The organism is Rummeliibacillus sp. TYF-LIM-RU47 (assembly GCF_008638315.1).
GTDB classification, from domain to species: Bacteria; Bacillota; Bacilli; order Bacillales_A; family Planococcaceae; genus Rummeliibacillus; species Rummeliibacillus stabekisii.
On the sequence record NZ_VVIR01000005.1, the window covers coordinates 19,455 to 40,084 of the forward strand.

22 protein-coding genes are annotated in these 20,630 nt (G+C 38.0%); 4 read left to right on the forward strand and 18 right to left on the reverse strand.

Going from position 1 to position 20,630, the window contains the following annotated elements:
• The first annotated feature begins 141 nt into the window (after positions 1-141).
• Complete coding sequence (locus F0527_RS14820) at positions 142-1,335, forward strand: FtsW/RodA/SpoVE family cell cycle protein (protein WP_150285414.1); 1,194 nt, start codon at positions 142-144, stop codon at positions 1,333-1,335.
• Between the two features lie 160 nt (positions 1,336-1,495).
• Here the strand turns inward: F0527_RS14820 and F0527_RS17140 are convergent, their stop codons facing one another.
• A complete protein-coding gene (locus F0527_RS17140; protein WP_173668485.1) occupies positions 1,496-1,633 on the reverse strand; it encodes an Lmo0850 family protein in 138 nt (45 codons plus the stop codon).
• A 305-nt stretch (positions 1,634-1,938) separates the two neighbouring features.
• Positions 1,939-2,229: a hypothetical protein gene (locus F0527_RS14825; protein WP_147197123.1), complete on the reverse strand. Its 291-nt coding sequence runs from the start codon at positions 2,227-2,229 to the stop codon at positions 1,939-1,941.
• Positions 2,230-2,474: 245 nt separating this feature from the next.
• On the opposite strand from F0527_RS14825, the gene F0527_RS14830 reads away from it, so the two are divergent.
• Positions 2,475-3,644: an MFS transporter gene (locus F0527_RS14830; RefSeq protein WP_150285415.1), complete on the forward strand. Its 1,170-nt coding sequence runs from the start codon at positions 2,475-2,477 to the stop codon at positions 3,642-3,644.
• 92 nt (positions 3,645-3,736) lie between these two features.
• On the opposite strand, the gene F0527_RS14835 is transcribed toward F0527_RS14830, so the two are convergent.
• On the reverse strand, positions 3,737-5,128 hold the full coding sequence (locus F0527_RS14835; protein ID WP_066790298.1) for an L-cystine transporter: 1,392 nt from the start codon (positions 5,126-5,128) through the stop codon (positions 3,737-3,739).
• A 233-nt stretch (positions 5,129-5,361) separates the two neighbouring features.
• Between F0527_RS14835 and cls the strand changes: the two genes are divergently transcribed.
• Entirely contained in the window at positions 5,362-6,819 is a 1,458-nt protein-coding gene (gene cls / locus F0527_RS14840) for a cardiolipin synthase (protein ID WP_066790300.1), read from the forward strand.
• A gap of 82 nt (positions 6,820-6,901) precedes the next feature.
• Here the strand turns inward: cls and F0527_RS14845 are convergent, their stop codons facing one another.
• From F0527_RS14845 to F0527_RS14860, 4 genes are all read right to left on the reverse strand, one after another.
• Positions 6,902-7,645 carry a M15 family metallopeptidase gene (locus tag F0527_RS14845; RefSeq protein WP_223823623.1) on the reverse strand — a complete coding sequence of 248 codons (744 nt, stop codon included), beginning with the start codon at positions 7,643-7,645 and terminating at the stop codon, positions 6,902-6,904.
• A 41-nt stretch (positions 7,646-7,686) separates the two neighbouring features.
• Positions 7,687-7,932, reverse strand: coding sequence for a hypothetical protein (locus F0527_RS14850; protein ID WP_066790302.1), 246 nt, complete (start codon positions 7,930-7,932; stop codon positions 7,687-7,689).
• A gap of 176 nt (positions 7,933-8,108) precedes the next feature.
• Positions 8,109-8,957, reverse strand: coding sequence for a membrane protein insertase YidC (gene yidC / locus F0527_RS14855; protein WP_147197112.1), 849 nt, complete (start codon positions 8,955-8,957; stop codon positions 8,109-8,111).
• Between the two features lie 105 nt (positions 8,958-9,062).
• Positions 9,063-9,848, reverse strand: a complete 786-nt coding sequence (locus F0527_RS14860) for a helix-turn-helix transcriptional regulator (RefSeq protein WP_066790306.1) — start codon at positions 9,846-9,848, stop codon at positions 9,063-9,065.
• Positions 9,849-10,321: 473 nt separating this feature from the next.
• On the opposite strand from F0527_RS14860, the gene F0527_RS14865 reads away from it, so the two are divergent.
• Positions 10,322-10,972, forward strand: a complete 651-nt coding sequence (locus F0527_RS14865; protein ID WP_066790308.1) for a LytTR family DNA-binding domain-containing protein — start codon at positions 10,322-10,324, stop codon at positions 10,970-10,972.
• A 44-nt stretch (positions 10,973-11,016) separates the two neighbouring features.
• Here the strand turns inward: F0527_RS14865 and F0527_RS14870 are convergent, their stop codons facing one another.
• The 11 genes from F0527_RS14870 to F0527_RS14920 form a co-directional block, all read right to left on the reverse strand.
• Entirely contained in the window at positions 11,017-11,355 is a 339-nt protein-coding gene (locus tag F0527_RS14870) for a hypothetical protein (protein WP_223823624.1), read from the reverse strand.
• A gap of 225 nt (positions 11,356-11,580) precedes the next feature.
• Positions 11,581-12,048: a DUF4064 domain-containing protein gene (locus F0527_RS14875; protein ID WP_147197108.1), complete on the reverse strand. Its 468-nt coding sequence runs from the start codon at positions 12,046-12,048 to the stop codon at positions 11,581-11,583.
• Between the two features lie 192 nt (positions 12,049-12,240).
• Positions 12,241-12,522, reverse strand: a complete 282-nt coding sequence (locus F0527_RS14880) for a GNAT family N-acetyltransferase (protein WP_147197106.1) — start codon at positions 12,520-12,522, stop codon at positions 12,241-12,243.
• A 116-nt stretch (positions 12,523-12,638) separates the two neighbouring features.
• Positions 12,639-13,574, reverse strand: coding sequence for a DUF1002 domain-containing protein (locus tag F0527_RS14885; protein ID WP_066790317.1), 936 nt, complete (start codon positions 13,572-13,574; stop codon positions 12,639-12,641).
• 129 nt (positions 13,575-13,703) lie between these two features.
• Positions 13,704-14,561, reverse strand: a complete 858-nt coding sequence (locus F0527_RS14890) for a CvfB family protein (RefSeq protein ID WP_066790319.1) — start codon at positions 14,559-14,561, stop codon at positions 13,704-13,706.
• A 30-nt stretch (positions 14,562-14,591) separates the two neighbouring features.
• The gene (gene mntR / locus F0527_RS14895; protein ID WP_066790320.1) at positions 14,592-15,011 is read right to left on the reverse strand and encodes a transcriptional regulator MntR; all 420 of its coding nucleotides are present in this window, start codon (positions 15,009-15,011) and stop codon (positions 14,592-14,594) included.
• A gap of 87 nt (positions 15,012-15,098) precedes the next feature.
• Positions 15,099-16,223 (reverse strand): GNAT family N-acetyltransferase, encoded by a 1,125-nt coding sequence (locus F0527_RS14900; protein WP_150285416.1) that lies wholly within the window; start codon positions 16,221-16,223, stop codon positions 15,099-15,101.
• Positions 16,224-16,419: 196 nt separating this feature from the next.
• Positions 16,420-16,767 carry a fluoride efflux transporter FluC gene (locus F0527_RS14905; RefSeq protein ID WP_066790323.1) on the reverse strand — a complete coding sequence of 116 codons (348 nt, stop codon included), beginning with the start codon at positions 16,765-16,767 and terminating at the stop codon, positions 16,420-16,422.
• Positions 16,764-17,138: a fluoride efflux transporter FluC gene (locus F0527_RS14910; RefSeq protein WP_150285417.1), complete on the reverse strand. Its 375-nt coding sequence runs from the start codon at positions 17,136-17,138 to the stop codon at positions 16,764-16,766. Before F0527_RS14910 ends, F0527_RS14905 begins: the two co-directional genes overlap by 4 nt.
• A 10-nt stretch (positions 17,139-17,148) precedes the next feature.
• Entirely contained in the window at positions 17,149-19,509 is a 2,361-nt protein-coding gene (locus F0527_RS14915) for a penicillin acylase family protein (protein WP_150285418.1), read from the reverse strand.
• A 317-nt stretch (positions 19,510-19,826) separates the two neighbouring features.
• A complete protein-coding gene (locus tag F0527_RS14920) occupies positions 19,827-20,609 on the reverse strand; it encodes an exodeoxyribonuclease III (protein ID WP_150285419.1) in 783 nt (260 codons plus the stop codon).
• Positions 20,610-20,630 lie beyond the last annotated feature (21 nt).

Consider the following 20,630-nt stretch of genomic DNA (forward strand, 5'->3'; position numbering starts at 1 on the left):
TTTTTACTGGTAGGCTTAGTATAAATGACCAACTGAAATCGGTAACACAAGTATCAATGGTGGAAAAAGAAAGAAAAGCGCCCATTGATTGAAGCTTCACTATATTTTTTTGTATCAAATCTACTACTATAGGTGACTATCATGAATTCAAAAAGAAATTTTTCCGATCGTTTTGACTGGACGCTCGCTTTTATATTGATATTATTTTGTATTGTCAGCGTGATGGCAATCTCCTCTGCCCAAATGTCAGGCCAATATATCACTAACTTTGTGCCAAAGCAGCTTTTTTGGTATTTTGTCGGCGCTTGTATTGTCGCAGTCATGATGTACTTTGACCCAGACCAATACAAAAAGATGGCTTGGTATCTATATGGAGCCGGTATCCTAGTGCTAATCATCTTAATGATCGCACCAGAAGGCATTGGACAAATCGCCGAACGTCGAAACGGAGCGAAAAGCTGGTTCCACTTACCTTTTGCTGATATACAGCCATCCGAGTTTATGAAAACTTTCTATATTCTTGCACTCTCAAGGACTGTTAGCAAACATCATGACTCACATCCCTTAAAGACTTTTAAAGCAGATATGATTTTACTAGGAAAAATCTTTTTAGTTCTATTGGTACCATTGAGTCTAATTATGGTACAACCTGACCTTGGTACATCCCTTGTATTTTTGGCTATTACTAGTGCGGTTATCATTGTAGCCGGCATTCCGTGGAAAATCATACTCCCTGTTGCCTCTTTTGCAGCTTTTATGGGTGGTTCACTATTGTGGATGGCTATTAATATGCAGGACTTCTTAATCCATAAACTTAAATTCAGCCCATACCAACTAGCACGAATCTATTCGTGGCTAGATCCTTACTCGTATTCATCCGGCGATGGTTACCATTTAATTGCATCGTTGAATGCGATTGGTTCTGGGGAAATCTTCGGTAAAGGGTTCAGGCATAAAGAAGTATATGTACCAGAGAATCATACCGATTTTATTTTTAGTGTTATAGGTGAAGAGTTTGGCTTTATCGGAGCAAGTGTTGTCATTTGCTTGTTCTTCTTCCTAATCTTCCACCTAACAAAACTCACACTCCGAATGAAAGATCCGTTTTGTACGTACGTGTGTGCAGGCATTATTGCCATGATTACATTCCATGTCTTTGAAAATATCGGCATGACAACACAGGTACTGCCTATTACAGGAATACCTCTTCCATTCATTAGTTATGGAGGGAGTGCTATGATGGGGAATGCTTTAGCATTAGGTTTGGTCTTCAGCATGAAATTCCACCATCGCACATATATGTTTGGCAATCATGATGACGATGATGACTTTTAACTAAAAAAACGCCTAGAGAGCATCTAAAAGCTCTTTAGGCGTTTTTATGTATAATAAAACGCTATCGGTTGTTTGCGTTCGGTATACATGTATTGATGGACCGAGGCGTTTTAAAAAACTCCGACTAGTAATGGGGCCGAAGTTTGGGATGTCTATTAAGTTAGCTTTGCGTTTGGGGAGATGATTTTGGTGGTGCTAATGCTTTTAATAATTCTAAGCGAGATTTTGTAGTAGTCGCCTTTACGCCAAGTTTTGATAAATTTGAAATAATTTTTGTGATATCTACATCTCTTGACATTCTTTCCACCTCTTCTTTTTGCTTATATTCATTGACGAAGCTGTTTTTAAAAAGTTGCTTCTCCACTTTAAATTAACCAAATAAGCTTCTATATATTCATTTCTATAATACCATTTTTAAACCCTTTAAATTTTTCAATATTGTTACATAATTAATGATTTTTTTATAGGATACCTTCCCAACTTAGATACCCATCTCTATATGTATTATAATTATTCCCCTCTTAACTCTCTCTAAACCACATCTAGAAGAAAAAAGCTGTCTTAAATGGAGAGCCCTTTGTCAGACAGCTTTTATCCCTCCCTTTATATCATTCCTTTTAACTCCTGCAGTTCAAAATACTGCCCATTTGCCCGCAAGGCATAGCTAAATGAAATCTCCGTTTGGTAAGACTCACCATTAAATACGCTTGTGGCCACATATTTATTCATTTCAAGCGACTGGGCTTTAATATCCGTATGGCCAAGATACTCTAAGGCATTTTTCACTTTGAATTCCCGTGCGGATTCCATTTCAACTAATACTGGCTCCTTTAAGTCTAGAATGCCTTCTGATCCGTCATTCGTTTTCATTTTTGCTACTACTGTGATATCCATTACTCTATTCCTCCTTAAATCTTCCTATTCTTATGATGTCTATTCCCGAAAGGAAAGCCCTCATAAACAATGAATTTAATTTACAAATAGCACTTAACTAATAAATTTCTTTACTTCTCATGGCTAGGCTTAGCATTCATCCGTTGTTCACCTTATACTAGAAATTATAGGTGAAACGTTTCACTATTTATTCAATCTAATGGTTGGGTGTTGAATCGAATGTCTTTAAAGAAAGTTGGGTTAACATGAAAAAATCGCTCTTCTTACTGATGTCTGTTCAGTTTTTTGTGTATTTTGGATTTGGCTTGATCATACCTGTCTTGCCTGAAGTAGTAGTAAATCAAGGGTTTGCCAAAATGCATGTTGGCGGACTTTTAACCATTTATTCACTTGCAAGTTTTTTTACCGCTCCCTTATGGGGGATGCTGAGCGACAAGATGGGACGAAAAAAACTAATTTTAATTGGTTTGCTTGGATTTAGTACAAGCTTTATATTAATTGCATTATTTATGAAATCGTTAACCATGCTTTATATTTCCCGAATTATAGGCGGTTTATTCTCAGGCGCTCTTTATACGGCCGTTACTGGTTTTATTGGCGATATGTCGACTGAAGAAAACCGCAACAAATATATGGGCTTTATGGGCATGTCTATTGGTCTTGGATTTATCTTTGGACCGGCTTTGGGCGGGGTGCTTGGACAGATTAGTTTAAGCACGCCATTCACTGTATCTAGCATCCTTCTCATCCTGTTACTTATTTACGCAAGCATTGTATTGCGTGAACCTGTTCGGCAAGGTGAAGCTACAAAAAGAGCTATTATACCAAAAGGGACCTCTATGCTTTTTCAATATCGCGTGAGATATTTATTTATTTTCTCGTTTATTGTGACATTCCTGCTAGCAGGCGTTGAATCGACACTTCAATTATTCCAAATGGAAAAAATCCAAATTACTCCTGCTCAGTTAGGGTCACTCTTTTTATTCAGTGGCTTTGTTGATTTCTTAATACAAGGCGGTCTTGTGCGCCACATCAAAGATGGAACAGAAACCAAATGGCTTATGGGTGCACAAGTCGTCACAGCAATCGGCTTATTGTTATTCCCGTTCACCAAGAGTCTTGCATTCGCAGGATTCGCGCTTTGTGTATTTACTGCTGGTAATGCTTTAGCTAGAACCTTGAATACGTCCCTCTCCTCTAAAGAATCGGGCGGGAAATATGGCACTGCTGCTGGTCTTTCTTATTCCATGGACAATATGGGAAGGATTATTGGTCCATTATTCTTCACATGGGTTTTAACAAAAGAAGCAAATTTCGTTTACGATATAGCTGGCGTGCTTGCCCTGGCAAGTATACTCGTACTCCTTGTTTATCGTTCAAGCAAGAAAACATTGCGGGAACAAAAACAAAGTTAGTACATCAAGCCTTCAATCATTTGGTTGAAGGCTTTTATTTTGCCAACAAAAAAAGCTGCCCTCCCCTTTAAAGAGAAGGTAGCTTAATATCATTAAATTTCAGCTAAATCTTGTTGTTCTTTAGAATTGTAAACGTCTTTATCTAACTCACCAGTGATACGTGCTGTTGTTACACCAGCTACCATAGAGTCATTTACATTTAATGCTGTACGACCCATGTCAATCAATGGTTCAACTGAAATTAAAACACCCGCTAATGCGACAGGCAAGTTCATAGCAGACAATACGATGATAGCTGCGAATGTTGCACCACCGCCGACACCAGCCACACCGAATGAACTAATGGCAACTACAAAGATTAGTGTAAGGATAAATCCAGGATCTAATGGATTAATTCCTGCACTAGGTGCAATCATGATGGCAAGCATCGCAGGATACACACCAGCACAGCCATTTTGGCCAATAGAGATACCGAATGAACCCGCAAAGTTGGCAATCCCTTCAGAAACACCTAAACGTTTTGTTTGTGTTTGAATATTGAGGGGTAATGTACCAGCACTAGAGCGTGAACTAAAAGCAAACACTAATGTAGGCAATACCTTTTTGATATAAGTCACAGGACTCATACCTGTTAAAGTAATGATGATCATATGGATAATAAACATCACTGCTAACGCAACATACGAAGCGATAACAAATTTACCCATATTGTATATAGCACCAAAGTCAGATGTAGCAATAGTCGATGTCATAATTGCTAAAATCCCGAAAGGAGTTAAACGCAAGACAATTTTTACGACTTGCATGATAAGTGAATAGATTGTATCTATACCTGTTTTAATCATGTCAGCTGTTTTCTCATCTTTACGTCTTACAGCTAAATAGCCGAAGCCTAAGAATGCTGCAAAAATAACTACTGCAATCGTTGAAGAAGAACGAGCGCCTGTTAAATCTAAAAATGGATTAGCAGGAAGCAGATCAATAATTTGTTGTGGCATTGACTTATCGCCAAGGTCTTCTGATTTTTGAACAATTTCTGTCCCACGCGCTTGTTCCGCATCACCTTGTACAAGCTGTGTTGCATCAAGATGGAAACCAAGTGCTGAAGCTATTCCGACTGAAGCAGCGATAGCTGTAGTTCCAACTAATATAAATAAAATTAGAGCAGCAATTTTACCGAAGTTTTTACCAGCAACTACTTTTGTAAATGCTGAAATGATTGAAATAAATACTAATGGCATAGCGACCATTTGTAACAGTTTCACATAGCCTGTTCCGACAATGCTAAACCAGTCAACTGTTTTTACGACAACATCTGTCGTTGGACCATAAACAAAGTGCAAGAATAGCCCAAATACGATACCTATTCCTAAACCTGTAAATACACGTTTAGAAAATGAGACATGCTTTTTATTCATATAAATAAGCAAGCCAATCAGCAATAGCAGGACTATCACGTTTATTATTATTAAAAAGGTATTCAACCCTTCACAACCCCATTCTATAAAAATTGTATTCTTAGATTAAAACAAGAAAACCTATTAGTCAAGTAGGTTTACTCAAACTTTTTAAAACATCTTAATCTCCTGTTAAATAAAATGAAAATTGAATTTAAACGTTTCGAAACAGGAAAGTAATGTTTGTTTCTTTATCCAGTTGAATTCGGTATTATATAGGCTATACTAAAGAGAAGTACACGGAAGAAGGTGACTACTAAATGGATACAGCGAATTTAACTTCCTTAATTGTTTCCATTATTTTAGTATCCAACATCCTGCTAGCAGCTATTATCATTTTTTTAGAAAGAAAAGAGCCTACGTCAACTTGGGCGTGGATTCTTGTTCTTTTCTTTTTGCCTGTCGCTGGATTTATCCTTTATATATTATTGGGCAGGCAGCTCCGCAAGAAACATCTTTTCAGATGGGAAGGACGCAAGAAAATTGGGATTGATCAATTAATTGAATATCAAATGGAAGCGATCCAAGATAATACATTTGAGTTTCGTCTTGATGACGCAGCGCACTTCAAAGAGTTGATTTTTATGAATTTAACGACCAACCATGCGGTTTTGACGCAAGACAATGCTGTCACAATTTTTAATGATGGTGAGGAGAAATTCAAAGCATTGCTTGAAGACATAGAATCTGCAAAACATCATATTCATATTCAATATTATATTTTTCGCGTTGATCGGCTAGGCACCAAAATTGTAAAGGAGCTTACCAAGAAAGCGAAGCAAGGCGTGCAAGTAAGGTTACTTTATGATGAAATGGGTTCTAGAGGCGTGCATGTGAAGCATTTCCAAGAACTTATCGATGCAGGTGGTGAGGTTGAGGTATTTTTCCCTTCCATCTTACCACTGATTAATCCGCGCATGAATTATCGGAATCACCGTAAGCTTGTAATTATTGATGGGCGCGTTGGTTATATCGGTGGTTTTAATGTGGGTGATGAATATCTTGGCTTAAAGAAGAAGTTTGGTTATTGGCGAGATACACATCTGCGACTTGAAGGTAGTTCTGTACATCCTATGCAAACAAGATTCCTTTTGGATTGGAATCAAGCCTCCAACACAAAAGATATTCAATATGCGGATCACTACTTCCCTGCTATTACGCGTAAAGGAGAAGTCAGTATTCAAATTGTTTCAAGCGGTCCCGACTCTGAATGGGAACAAATTAAAAATGCCTACCTTAAATTAATCGGCATGGCCCAAAAGTACATTTACATCCAAACACCCTATTTCATTCCGGATGACAGCTTTATGGATGCCGTCCGAATTGCTTGTTTATCAGGTATAGATGTCCGGATTATGATCCCTAACAAACCAGACCATATGTTTGTGTACTGGGCAACTTACTCCTATGTCGGACAGCTATTGAAAGCCGGCGCCAGAATATATATTTACGAAAATGGATTCTTGCACACTAAGATGATTGTGATTGATGATGAAGCATCCACAGTAGGAACAGCCAATATCGATTTCCGTAGTTTTAAGCTAAACTTTGAAGTAAATGCCTTTATCTATCACCGCGAGACATCTCATAAGCTTGCGGAGCTATTCGAAAAAGACATGCTACTTTCTACAGAGCTTACACAAGAGTTATACGATAACCGTTCACGGACTATTAAGATGAAAGAATCAATTTCACGATTATTATCTCCAATATTATAAAATGATAATCAGGATTTACGGGATACTTCCTATAGAAAAAGCTTAAAGCAAGTAACTTGCTTTAAGCTTTTTCTTTTACTATTTATTTAATACCAAGATATTCTTCTAATGTCTCATTCTTTTTATAAATTTCTTTTGCCGCCTTCGGACCTACATAACGGAAATGCCATGATTCATGCATATAACCTGTGACAGTTTCTTTACCTTTTGGATAACGCATAATAAAACCGTATTTATGTGCATTTTTTGCAAGCCATTTGCCTGCTTCTGTTTTACCGAAAGCATTATCTGCATAGGCTGCTTCATTTCCTACTTCACCGATATCGAATGCTAAACCCGTTTGATGCTCTGAATAACCCGGTCGAGCACTATACCGATCGGCTGCTTTCTTACCATCGCGTTTTACATACGCATTATATAACTCTACTTGACGATCATATGACCGATAGGTGCTGAATGCATCAAAATGAAAGCCGTCCAAAGAAGCTGCAGCATTTAGCTTATTAAATGCATCTCTAGCCTCCGGATTCTCTCCTGGCGCATAGCTTGCAGGCAAAGGATATTGCTTACTTGCGACCAAAAACCCTTGCATATACGTGGCTTTTTTAGGCAATTTCTTGCCAATGATATAGCCCCCTGCATCTACTTTCTCGTCTTTGATTTTAGTCTTTTTCTTTTCTGTTGCTGGATCATGAGATACTTCCTTTTGAACAGGTTTGTCAGATGGCTCTTGTTTTATATCATTGCACCCTGCTAATATACTGCCGGCAAGCGCCGCCATCGACAGGAATGCAAATGAAGATTTCTTAACATGTTTTTTAATCACTGCTTACACCTCTTATATTTAAAACTGCTGACTACATCATTTTAAAAAAGAATCAGCGCTAATACAACAAGCGTAGCGATTCCAAAAAATATAGCCGTCCCTTTCATCCACTTCGCTTCTTTTGTATACCCCTGCCTAGCCATATCCTTTGCACGGAAGGAGTTTGTAATCGTAAACATCAACGAAATGAAAAGAACTGCCAAATCAAAGTTTTGACGAATAATAAAAATAACAGCCAGAATACTTGTAAGCGCTACAAGTACACCTGTTAGTGCTTTCGAACTCAATTTGTTACCTCCCTTAACCAATTAAAAATCGAGGCAAAATTCGCCTCGATTTAGAAGTTTATACCGCATTCAAAAGTAGTAAGATCCATATCTAAAAAGATAGAGCTTCTACATGAAAATGCTTTGAATCGTTCACGAACACTCAAGTCGATGATTATAACTTTTGCATCGTTACTTTATTTTTTTGATTTTTTCTTTGCTGATTTCGCAGCCTGCTTTTCTGCAGGAGTCAATTTTCTATCCGAATCAGGGACAGCGGTTTTTTCAACTGCTTTCTCTGGATGTTGAGAGTAAAATTTACGTCCAAGATATGTTTGGAAAATCAATAAAGCACCACTGACAGACCAATATAAAGGAAGTGCAGCCATACTAGTGTACGAGATGAACATGATCATTATTGGAGAAATGTACATCATGATTTTCATCTGTGCTTTTTGTTGCTCAGGCACTGTCCATAATGAAACTTGTGCTTGTACAAAGTAAACAGCACCAGCGATAAGTGTCATAACAATATCTGGGTCTCCAAGCTTAAACCATAAGAAATGGTGCGCTTGTACTTCAGACGAATAACGAATGGAGTAGTATAAGCCCATAATAATCGGCATTTGGATAATGACAGGCAAACAGCCCATATTCAATGGGTTGACATTGTACTTTTTGTACAATCCCATCATCTCTTGTTGTAAAGCCATTTGTTCTTCTTTTGATTTAGCGGCTTTTAATTTTTTTTGGATCTCGTCCATTTCGGGTTTCAATTGATCCATTTTTTCTTTCATACCCTGTTGATTTTTATAGTTCTTCAACATGAAAGGCATTAGAATAAAACGGATTAACACAGTAATTATGATAATCGCTGCGCCATAGTTCCCATTAAAAAGGGAGTTCCCAATAAAGTCTAGCAAGAAATCCATCGGTTTTACAAATGTACTATAGAAAAAGCCTTCTTTATTTTGCACTGAACTACAGCCAGCTAGCAAAAATGGAGCAAGACCGACCATTGAAACTAACCAAAGTTTCTTCTTCAATATATTCACCTACAATTTCTCAAGCTATAGTGAAGTATACATTATATAGAGGATACTAATCAAATCAAAATTGTGTTTATTCAATATATATGTAACGATTTCAAATTATAATAGTCTTTCTGGTAATTTATAACGGTAATATTCTTCTTCAGGCTTGTCTCTAAAATGCTTCGGTGTACAACCAACATATTTTTTAAAAATACGTGTGTAATAGCTTTGATTGCAAAAATGGAATTGATCTGATATTTCAGATATGCTTTTGTTCGTATGCCTTAGATAATATTGAGATTCTTCCACTCTTCGAACATTTAAATACTCTACTAAAGTAATGCCAACATGCTCTTTAAAAATACGCGATAAATGGCTTGTGCTAATGGAAAAATACATGGCGATGTCTTCGACGGAAAAGTCCGATTCGACTTCATCATCTATGTACATAATGACTTTATTTACTGTTTGGTGTCTATAGGATGGTTGTTTTCTTTCTGAGATGACATAGATATAAAATTCTATTAAATCATCCGCAAATTGCAGGAATTCTGCATCTTTCATCTGTTTATCGATCATTTGTATACATGCTGTGTTAAACGCAAACACTTTCTTTGATGGTGCTTGGTTTTCAAGTAATTTTCTTGTGACAACAGATGATAAAATGACAAAGTAATGCCTTACTGAACGGATGAAGTCTTTCCCAGCTCGTATAGCTAAAATATCTATTAGTTGGCGCAGTGATGCCCTTGCCTCATTTAACTCTAATTGGTAAATCTGCCTTAAAAGTTGTGCTTCTATTTCAAAAAACTCTTCTATGCCTTCGTAGTTTTCTATAATTTCAATTTCTTCAAAGTACTTTTTCGAGATTGTTTCTGAAATGGAATATTGTTTTTGCAGCATAAACTCCCCATCTTTCTATAAAATTACACAGTATTTTATCACGTTAATCTTACTATATAACGAAAATGGTAATATGAAAATAGTTTTATTACCCAATCTTAAAGAAAATTTGAGTAAATTGGTTCTTTTAAAAATTGGGTACTAGTTCTTATAAAAAATACATTTAAGGAAATTAGCCAAATTATAGCTATATTGGTGTAAGAGTCTCCCTTTGGGTGTTGTAGTTAAAAGAATTAAAAGTTCTGTCCTATTATTACTATTTTTTATCTCGTTTAAATCGACTATAAATATACCGTTCTTATTTCTCCAATATAAAGCAGTGTAAAAACCAACAATTTTTCGCGAAGGAGTATTTTCAAAAATAGAATTGTGTCATAATATGTGAAGAGAATAATTATAACAGTGCTTAATCATCCTATGTTTTATAGGGAGTACTGTATTATGATGAATGCAAAGAAACGAGGTAGGTATTCATGGATCCAAAGTCTATCGAGGAATTGATAGAAGTTATAAAGGAATTTTTCCCTGACAACACATCAATAGTTATTTCAGATACAGAAAAATATATCTATTATCAACCAAGCAAAAAGATTGATTTGAAAATTAAGCCGGGCGATGACATTCCTGAGGGCTCTGCTACTCGCAAGGCACTAAGCTACGGTCAAAAAATTAATTCTTTTATCGAATCAGACGTATTTGGCGTACCTTACTATGGCATGAGTATCCCTTTAATGGAAGAAGGGGAGACAAAAGGTGCAATTACAGCTATTTTCCCACAAAAACCTTCTCCTTTTTTAACTAATTACATTACCATTAAAGTCGATGATTGCTGGTATCCTGTCAAACATGAAAATGTGATCTACTTAGAAACACAGCTACGTAAAACATACGTTAAATCAATCCAAAAAGAAGGATACCATCGATTAAACTTAAGCGATTTGGAATTGTTCTTATCTCCTGATACTTTTATTCGTTGCCATCGCTCTTATATTGTTAACATTGATTATATCGAAGAAATTCAACCTGATTCGCATTCCACTTTCTTATTAATAATGAAAGACGGAACTCGGATACCTGTGAGTCAGCGCTATGCTAGCTACTTCCGCCGGTCTTTAGGATTCTAAAAACACATAAAAAAGAGTTGTCACAAAGACAACTCTTTTTTTATTTATTTATTTTCTTCAGGAGGCTTAACGCCATTTAATTTATCATCTTGTTCAGCATTTTCATAGTTGATGCTTGTCATTGTTGAACCTTCATATGTCATTTTGCTATCTTCTTCATCATACGTAAGTTCTGGATCTGTATGTCCATCACCAGTAGTTGTTCTTACAGCATCTTCTTTTACATCTGGGGAAGAAGAGAAGTTTTTGTCTACAAACTCATTTACTTTATCCTTTGTTGAGTTGAAGGCCTCCATTGCTTTGTCGCGGTTTTCTTTCTTACGGAAATAAGCGTACGCTCCTGCCGCTAATCCTGCTAGTAATAATGATTTACTTTTTCCCATGTTCATCATTTCCTCCCGTTATATCAATTTGTTCTAGGATAACTATACCCTTTTTTAAAAATCCTACACCTTTTCAATCATAATTTTTGAATGGCTTCTCCCCACATCATCTGCAACCATTGAAAAATCTATACATATTTCTTCTAAGCTGAAAGGCAAAAAACATACGCGCTTTCCCTAACAGTTAAAGAGCCCTATCTGTTTGGATTGTGATAGGGCCTCCCATTAGTTAACAAGCGTTTGATCTTCTGTTTTCGGTTTGCGGACAAAGCAAATGATTGCTGCAATATAATAAGCGAAAGAAGTAAAGGAAATAATGCCCGCAAAGATAGCAGCCACGATAAAGAGCCACCCTGCCATATTGGCTTTTTTGTTCTTTGCTTTATATGCTTGAATGCACGCTACAATTCCTAATACCAAGCTAATGACAAAGCAGATAATGAAAAACCAACCGAATGGTCCAAAGCCATCGGTGAACGCTACAACCGTATCTGCAAAACTTTGTGGATCAATATCCTGTAGATTCGGATTATTAGCATAGTTTTTCTCCATCTCCGTTACAAGTTCATTCTGGAATTGCTCGTTGACTGAAACACTTGACATAGAGACGACGAGTAAGCCCACAAAAGAGATGGCAATCAAATTAAAGAGCGATCCAATAATGCCGAAAACTAATTCTCCTGTTCTTTTCATGTATACACCTCATATTTAGTTTCATTGACACTCAAGTAAGAAGAAAGCTTCTCACTAAGTGAAGTCTCACTTCATAGTAGTATACGTATCCAATTATGGAAAAGATTCATGTATCTTTATCTTTTCACGACGAAAAAGCCAATTTGCAGATAGTATCTACCCGCAAATCGGCTAATCAGTTATCGTGTTCTTTTATGCTTTAATATCATCATACTTATCGGTTGAGCTGAAGGCCTTCAGTACGAATGAGCAAACAGCCTCGATTTTATAATCTTTCTCACGTGCATATTCTGCAGCACGATCCAGCAGCTTAACTGCCAAACCCTGTCCGCGCAAAGATGGATCTACAAATGTATGGTCAACTACCATAATATCTCCAAGCTGCGTCCATGTTAGCTCTGCTAACACTTGACCGTCTTCTTTATATTCAAATGCATATCCTTCACTTCCACGGTTGTTTAATTGGAAATCCATGAATAACACCCCCTGTAATAAATAGTGTAGCACACTCTTTCTATTACCCTTTGCTATTTTGCCCAAATCATACATCTCTCGTCCAATGGGGGTAATGTTCAACCAACAACTATTTTCTAACCGAATAGGCCGCTGATACCATCAATGATTTTTTTAAAGAAATTTTTAACGCTTGCCCAGAATCCTGTGTCATTTTTTATATCATCATTGATTTTAGACAATTTATCTTTTATATTACCGCTTAAATCATTTAATTGAGATGACCATTTGCCAAAATTGATATCGAGATTACTAATTTTGTTCATCAAGTCGATTAGTAATTGACGGTCTTTATCGCTTAAACTGATTTCTAATTTTTTCAGTTGTTCATCGACAATTTTAGCTACATCTTCTTTTGTAGCTGGTTTTTGCTCTGCAATTTGCTTTTTAATTTCTGTTAACAATTCTCCAACCTTTTTATCGTCCACATTGGAATTTTGGGCAATATCCGTCGCTACAGAAAGTTCTTGGTTGGCTACATCTGTCCGTTCAGGGTCTAATTTTTTACCTGTTGTAACTTCATACGCTTTATAGATTCCAGCCAAAGCAGAGTGGCCTGTTACCTTTTTAGGTGCCGCTACTTCAACTGTTGCGTCTTCGATACCTGCAGTCAACATTGCGTTAGAATACATATCCGAAGTGACTTCAGTAATATTTTCTGGGGTTACAATATTAATAACTAGTCCGCTGCCCTCATTTTTAGGCGTAATTTTTGCAGAAGAATATAGGCGTGCACTTGCATTTCCATTTTCAATATATTTAGCAATATCCGCACCGGTAATTGTAATTTCTTTTATACCGGAATTGCCGGAAACCCCTAAACTACTTTTTACGCTTGCTTTTTCACTATCTGAAAGGCTACCGCCATAAACGACAATAGGATCCCCTAATTTTTCATTGACAACTTCACCCGATGAATCTGTTGTACTTGTGCTGGCATAACTTTTAATAGGTGTTGCGATAGCAGTAGTCAAACAGAACGCTGCCAAAACAGCTACAAGTTGTTTTTTCATTATTGTTCCTCCTCCAATTGGTTTGTATCCTACTTACCCACATCTTCTTTCAATGAGGCCTACTAATAATACGCTAAAAAGAGCAAAAAGTTTCTGGGTTGGCCACCGAACCTTTTTGCTCTATTGCTATTACTTTATAATGGTCCAGCCATCTTCTTGTGTCACACGGCCACTTTTCATCAGTGTACCTAATGCACGTTTAAATGCACCCTTGCTCATGTTAAACATTTCTTTGACTTCTTCAGGTGAAGATTTATCGCTAAATGGCATTTTCCCGCCTACTTCTTGCAGATATTTATAGACCTCTTCTGCATCCTCTGATAATCTTTCATGAACACGTGGTAGCATGGAAGCATTAATCGTTCCATCTTCTTTTACCTCAATGACACGAACAGAGATATCTGCTCCAAGACGTGGCTCTTTCTTACGTTCAGATTCATGAACAAAGATACGGTATGGCTTATCAACGCCAAGTAAAAATGTACCGACTGGTAATAAGCGATATGGACGTGCAAGGATATTTTGGTTGAACAGCTCTGGTTCAGCATCCTCATACATTTCCAATACTTTCTCTTCTGTGATCAAACGGCCAAAAAGCCCTCCTTCACGATCAGTTCGCAAAGTAATATATATATGATTGCCCGGCTCTGGCCATAATGGCTTTAACTTCGGCAAGTCTTCAGCAGGAACTAATACCTCTCGTGATGTGCCAATATCAACATAAGCCCCTTCACGATCTTTCACATGTAGCACACGTGCCCATCCGTATTCTTCTTTGCGAATATGCGGAATGGCAAGCGTTGCAGCTAAATTTCCTCTTCGGTCAGCGAAAAGAAATACTTCTACCTTCTCATTTACCTTTAACTCTGTCGTTGTTTCAGATGCATTCAAAGGAATTTCTATTTCGTCATTAGTTAAGATATATTGAGATCCGCGCTGTTCTTTTACTACTAATTTTACAACGTCTCCAGATTGTAGTGATGCCACCTATTCTAACTCCTCTCTTTAATTAGGAAATCATTCTGCTGGGCTGGTCTTTAAGTCTTTCAGCTTTTGAATGAATTCAGGGTTTTCTTCTAATACTTGATTTAAATCTGCAATGCATTCGATTGAATTCCAGCTCAAATGATGTTCGATTCCCTCCACATCATCATAAATCCGTTCTTCCTCTACACCAATCAACCGTAAAAAATCTTCAAGCAAGCTATGCCTTTCCACTAGGCGCTTTCCTAGCTTTAACCCTTTCGGCGTCAAAGATAAGCCTCTATATCGTTCGTATATTAGATAACCATCTTTATCAAGTTTTTGAACCATTTTGGTAACAGAAGAAGGAAGAACTGACAATGCTTCCGCGATGTCCGATACACGCGCATATCCTTTTTGGTCAATTAGCAAATAGATTTGTTCGATGTGATCCTCCATACTCGGTGTCGGCATCCTTTTACCCTCTCTTTCAGTATCTATCTCTCTAGTTTACTACATGAAAGTCTAAAACGTAACTTGTAGAACTATTGCGAAAGGTTTTCAACTCAATCTGCTGGGGTGGATTTTGGCATATACGCATGTATCGCGCAAACTCTTGCCATCCGCTGAGAAAGAATCCTGCTTCATAATGCCTTCCAACTCAAATCCTGCACGGCTAGCGACGGCACGGCTGCGAGTATTATCTGAGTCACATCGTATTTCCAACCGATTAGCGCCTAACTCTTCAAAAGCGAATTGGACAATTCTTTGCACGGCTTCTGTCATATATCCTTTTCCCTCATATCGCATATCCAACCAGTAGCCAATCTCAAACTTAGGAATTTGCCAATTGATATTATGCAATCCTGTAGAGCCAATATATTGGCCGCCGTCCTTTAAAAATACATGCAGTCGTAAGTCTTTTCTTGCGATAAAGTTTGCGATTGCTTCCCGTATATTTTCCTTTGTCTCTTCTTTTTTAGGTGCTTGCTGAGCCCATTCCATAAATGGCTTCAAGGTTTTTGCAGAGTAAGAGATTGCCTCCCAAACAGCATCTGCATCTTGCATACGGGGCATTCGAATGATCAATCGTTCAGATTCAAAACTGTCATCGAAATCCCATGTTTCTTTATAATCAATCTCATCACTTTTACCTTCGTCGTCCCAGCTTACTGGCGTTGTTTTGCCTTCTAAGTAATCCTGACGAGTAATGCCATATGTAATAGCATCATAATAGTCATCTTCTTTTGGGACATACCATGCCTTGCGAAGATGAGCTTCTTTTACGAAACCAGCATTTTCAAATGTTTTCCGCATAGCAATGTTATCTTGCCTAGTATGGCCTTCAAGTCGAATTTTATTGCCGGGCAACGAAAAAACATACTCGCTGACCAATCTCAATGCTTTAGTGCCATAACCATGGCCGCGCCACTTTTCTCCAATTCTTAGATCAAATAGTGGAATATCATCCTGCAAATCATATATTTTTACCATACCTACTTGGATATCTTCATCATTAACAAGCCAAAAGGTTTTTGATTCATCCGATTCGTAGCCGCCCTCGTCAATCGTCTTTTCGATTAACTCTCTTACTGGATGCGAATTGATATGATATGGCCATACATTTGTTGTCATAAATTCAATTAGTTGTTCTTGCTCTTCCATTGTCCACTCAATTAATTTCAACGCAACAACCCCCTAGGCTACTATTATAGCAGTGACAAATAGATTTAATAAATACCATGAAATAATTTGTTCTATTTACTGTTGACTATGGACATTTGGCATTAGCTAAATAGTCTTTTATCATTATGAAAAGGCATAAGAGAATTTTCTCTTTATGCCTTTTTTTCATGCACTATTCTATAGTACGCTTAAAATCTTAGCCTATTTGCCAACCAAACGTTACGAAGGCAATTCCGGCAAGCAATGTAAGTGCAGGGTATAAAAACACCCCACGATGATTTCCTTCTTGCATCAAGCGAACTGTATCAAATGCGAATGTTGAGAATGTCGTGAAAGCCCCTAAAAAGCCTGTTGCAAAGAAGGCGGAAAGCAATTGTTGGTCAGTTGCTATATGAAGAGCCAATCCCATTAAAAATGAGCCTAGGCTATTGACGATAAAAGTAGCCACATAATATGGCTGCGTCAACCTTCCCATCCATAATGTAACCATATATCTGCTTAGAGCCCCCAATGCTCCACCTGCAGCTAGTATAAGCCATATCATGAGCGTTCACCTGCTTTTTTACGACCTATTCCCATCAGATAGCCAAATGATGCGAGAATTACGCATAGAGCCGTCATCAACACTGCATAGATCACAGCGGTGAGTGCATGATGCTCCATCAACTTTAGCCAGCTTGCTGAAAAGGTGGAAAACGTAGTGAACGCTCCAAGCATTCCTGTTGTCAAAAAAAGCTTCCATCTTGCATATTTTGATGTGATGGCAAATAGGCCATTTAATGCACCCATTGCAAAACTGCCCACACCATTTACGATCCAAAGCAGCCACTCAGCAGGCACAGAAATCATGACACCATAACGCATCCAAGTGCCAACAATGCCGCCAAGCATCACTGCCGCTATATTCTTAATCATTTTATACTCACTACTTCGCCTTTAAAATTAATGTTTGACCGTTTGGCACTTTGCCTTTTATCACCGTTTCATGATAAGTGCCATTTACCCAATCGTCTACTTGGTCATTATACCATACGGATTTGACGTGGCCACTTTGTCCCGGCCCCACAATATGATAGGCTTTGGATAAATCGCTTAAATCAGCTACAAAACGCCATGAAGCACCGTGATTGACGATACCGTTTTGGTCTGGCGCTGCTGCTCTAACTGTCACTTTTGACCCCGCCACAGGCACTTTCTTCGAATCGAGTACATACGCTAATACTTCAGAAGCGGAAGATATCGGATGCTTAAATTGGACCTGGTGCTCTTCTCCCCATTGCCATTTTGACATGTCATCCCCGTATGTTTCCTTTAAATCCTTCATTGACTTTTGCAGGGCCTTTGTAACAAGCTCATCTACTCCGCCTGCTTCATCGACAAATTCTCCTGGTTTCCCTTTATATGCCTGCCGCAATAATTCATCTGTGATATTATATTTCCCTGGCATCATAGCATACACATCTGCTGGCATTGCCTGTTTAAATAATCCTTCCTGTATAGCGATCATCCAATGTTGGAAAATAAGCGGCGCTGCTTGTGATACAGTATCGTTGTAATCCCATTTTTCTAACAGCTCTACCGCTTTGCTTTCCTTCCCTTGTTTCTTGACAGAAGAAATCATAGACGGCAAAAATTCTTTGGCATACAAATTTTTTGTATCCATCTGAATGTTTTGCATATCTTCTGCTGTAAAGTCATCTTTCTCTTCTAGCATCTCCACAATCCGTTCATACCGATACGGCTGTGCCCAAAAGTCTGTAATGTGATACGGATAGCCGCTGCCGACCACTTTATTATTGGCGGTTGCAATATAGCCTGAATCCGGATTGACAACCTTTGGCAACTTGTCATAGTCGATATAGCCCTTCCATCCATAATCCTTTGAGTAACCAGGCACAGGGAACTGGCCATCCCCTCTTTTGCGAATAGGAATTAGCCCATTTGCTTTATAAGCAATCGTGCCGTCCTTTGCGGAAGCAAAAACAAAGTTTTGCGCAGGTGCTTTAAAGTCTTTCAGCGCTGTTTCAAATTGATGCCAATCCTTCGCTTTATCCATATTTAAGATAGCTTGCAATTCTTGCGTTGATTGCAATGCTGTCCACTGCATAGAAAAGACGGCGGTCGGCTTTTCCTTTTTAAAGGCGAGGTCAGAGATGATAGGTCCATGCCTCGTGACAACGACTTCATAGTCGACTGCCTTTTTCCCTTTTACTTTTATTTTTTCTTTACGTACTTCTGCCTGCTCCCATTTGTTTTCATACTTAAATTGTGTAGGATTGTCTGGGTTTGGCATTTCGATATATAAATCCTGCACATCTGGCCCTACATTTGTTACGCCCCATGCAATGTCTTCATTATGTCCGAGGATAATACCTGGGATTCCTGCGAAAATAACACCGCTGACATTTTGTGATGGTGAAGACAGATGCATTTGATACCAAATCGAAGGCGTACTAAGTCCTAAGTGAGGGTCATCTGCCAACAATGGCTTGCCGCTCTTTGTTTTGTCCCCTGACACTACCCAGTTGTTACTGCCATTGAATTCATTGGGTATAAGTGATGTATCAAATTGATTCGATACCTTTACTGGATGTTCAATATTTTCTTCAATAATAGACTTGGCATTTTCAGGATAATGAATCATTAATTCTTGTACTTTTTCTGACGATAGCTTAGTTAGCGCCCAGTGCCGGAATGCCAGCATATCCCAATGACCGCCTAAATCATACGCCATATATTTCCCGATAGTTAATGAGTCAATTTCCGTCCACGGCTTTGGTTGATAGCCAAGTAATTTAAATTCGTACGGCAGCTTCCCTTCCTTTTTTGCATACTGGATATAATCATTCACGCCTTCTGCATACCATGAGAGTACTTGCTTAGCTTCATCAGAGTAACCGTCTAATGATTTTTCAGCTGCATCTCTAAGACTGAATGTTCGGAAAAATTTATCCGTTTGTATAGCTTTTTCTCCTACCACTTCTGATAGCATGCCGCTCGCCTGTCTTCTAGAAAGATCCATTTGGAATAGGCGATCTTGTGCTTGCACATATCCTTGTGCCCGATACAGATCTTCATCGTTCTTTGCTTTAATATGAGGAACACCTTTATTATCTCTAGTGACCGTTACATCCTGTTTTAAACCTGCGACTTCTACTTTCCCTTCAATTTGCGGCTTCGATTTGTCCACAAAGGCATCTAATAACAATGCCGCCGCAATGATAAGAACAATGGCCACACCGCCAGCTATTAAAAGCCATTTCCATATACGTTTCCCTTTTTTCATACTTCATCCCCCTTATCTTCTCTATATTCCTTCCCCGCCCCCTATATCCCTTTAAATATGATGAAATTTTGCGTCTTTGAAACTGTAGTTAAAAGACTGTTATTGGCTATGTAAAAAACCAAAAATAAAACCGAACTATATGTGAAATTCAATATCACATTGGTTCGGTTTACTGTAAGTATTCTTTTATACAAAAAGTATAAGCATTTAATTTTTCGGTCTATTCCTGGGGGGATTCAGCTCAAGCTTTTCCCGCAAGAGAAGCCATAATCCACTGCATATCATTGTAAATATGTTCTCATTGAAGGAGGAACATTTTATTCTGTTCTAGTCTCAACCATTTGGTCAATATTCATTTCTAGAAGAACTGGACAGTGGTCACTTCCTGCTATTGCATGATGGATGTCTGCTTTTTTTATAGATTCCTCAAGCCTTTTAGAGATAATAAAATAGTCAATGCGCCAGCCAATATTTCTTTCTCTTACTTTGTTCATATATGACCACCATGTATAACGATCTGTTGCTTCAGGGTAAACCGAGCGGAATGAATCGACAAAGCCGCTGTTTAATAGTCTCGTCATTCTGCCTCTTTCTTCCTCTGTAAAACCAGAGTTCCCTATGTTGGCTTTAGGGTTTTTTAAATCGATTGATTGGTGTGCTACATTCAAGTCACCACAGTAAATGACAGGTTTCTTTTCATCTAACTCTTTTAAGTAAGCACGCAGTTCATCTTCCCACAGCAGCCTGTACTCTAAACGAGCCAGATCCCGCTTCGAATTCGGTGTATATACATTTACTAAGTAGAAGTTTTCATATTCCAATGTAATAATTCGGCCTTCGTCTTGTGTGTCTGCATCGCCAACACCATAACTGACTGATAAAGGTTCATGTTTAGTAAAAATAGCTGTTCCTGAATACCCTTTTTTCTCCGCATCATTCCAAAATTGATAATACCCAGGCAAATCGATCTCTACTTGCCCAGTTTGACATTTTGTTTCCTGAATGCAGAAAAAATCTGGTTCTTCCTGATGAAAATAGTCAAGAAACCCTTTCTTTAAGCATGCCCGAATACCATTGACGTTCCATGATATAAATTTCATTCTATAAAACTCCTTCAAAAA

Coding starts and splice junctions, on each gene's coding strand:
- F0527_RS14820 (WP_150285414.1), top strand. CDS start 142: ATGAATTCAAAAAGAAATTTTTCCGATCGTTTTGACTGGACGCTCGCT.
- F0527_RS17140 (WP_173668485.1), bottom strand. CDS start 1,633: ATGTCAAGAGATGTAGATATCACAAAAATTATTTCAAATTTATCAAAA.
- F0527_RS14825 (WP_147197123.1), bottom strand. CDS start 2,229: ATGGATATCACAGTAGTAGCAAAAATGAAAACGAATGACGGATCAGAA.
- F0527_RS14830 (WP_150285415.1), top strand. CDS start 2,475: ATGAAAAAATCGCTCTTCTTACTGATGTCTGTTCAGTTTTTTGTGTAT.
- cls (WP_066790300.1), top strand. CDS start 5,362: ATGGATACAGCGAATTTAACTTCCTTAATTGTTTCCATTATTTTAGTA.
- F0527_RS14860 (WP_066790306.1), bottom strand. CDS start 9,848: ATGCTGCAAAAACAATATTCCATTTCAGAAACAATCTCGAAAAAGTAC.
- F0527_RS14865 (WP_066790308.1), top strand. CDS start 10,322: ATGGATCCAAAGTCTATCGAGGAATTGATAGAAGTTATAAAGGAATTT.
- F0527_RS14870 (WP_223823624.1), bottom strand. CDS start 11,355: ATGGGAAAAAGTAAATCATTATTACTAGCAGGATTAGCGGCAGGAGCG.
- F0527_RS14875 (WP_147197108.1), bottom strand. CDS start 12,048: ATGAAAAGAACAGGAGAATTAGTTTTCGGCATTATTGGATCGCTCTTT.
- F0527_RS14880 (WP_147197106.1), bottom strand. CDS start 12,522: ATGGATTTCCAATTAAACAACCGTGGAAGTGAAGGATATGCATTTGAA.
- F0527_RS14885 (WP_066790317.1), bottom strand. CDS start 13,574: ATGAAAAAACAACTTGTAGCTGTTTTGGCAGCGTTCTGTTTGACTACT.
- mntR (WP_066790320.1), bottom strand. CDS start 15,011: ATGCCGACACCGAGTATGGAGGATCACATCGAACAAATCTATTTGCTA.
- F0527_RS14905 (WP_066790323.1), bottom strand. CDS start 16,767: ATGATATGGCTTATACTAGCTGCAGGTGGAGCATTGGGGGCTCTAAGC.
- F0527_RS14910 (WP_150285417.1), bottom strand. CDS start 17,138: ATGATTAAGAATATAGCGGCAGTGATGCTTGGCGGCATTGTTGGCACT.
- F0527_RS14915 (WP_150285418.1), bottom strand. CDS start 19,509: ATGAAAAAAGGGAAACGTATATGGAAATGGCTTTTAATAGCTGGCGGT.
- F0527_RS14920 (WP_150285419.1), bottom strand. CDS start 20,609: ATGAAATTTATATCATGGAACGTCAATGGTATTCGGGCATGCTTAAAG.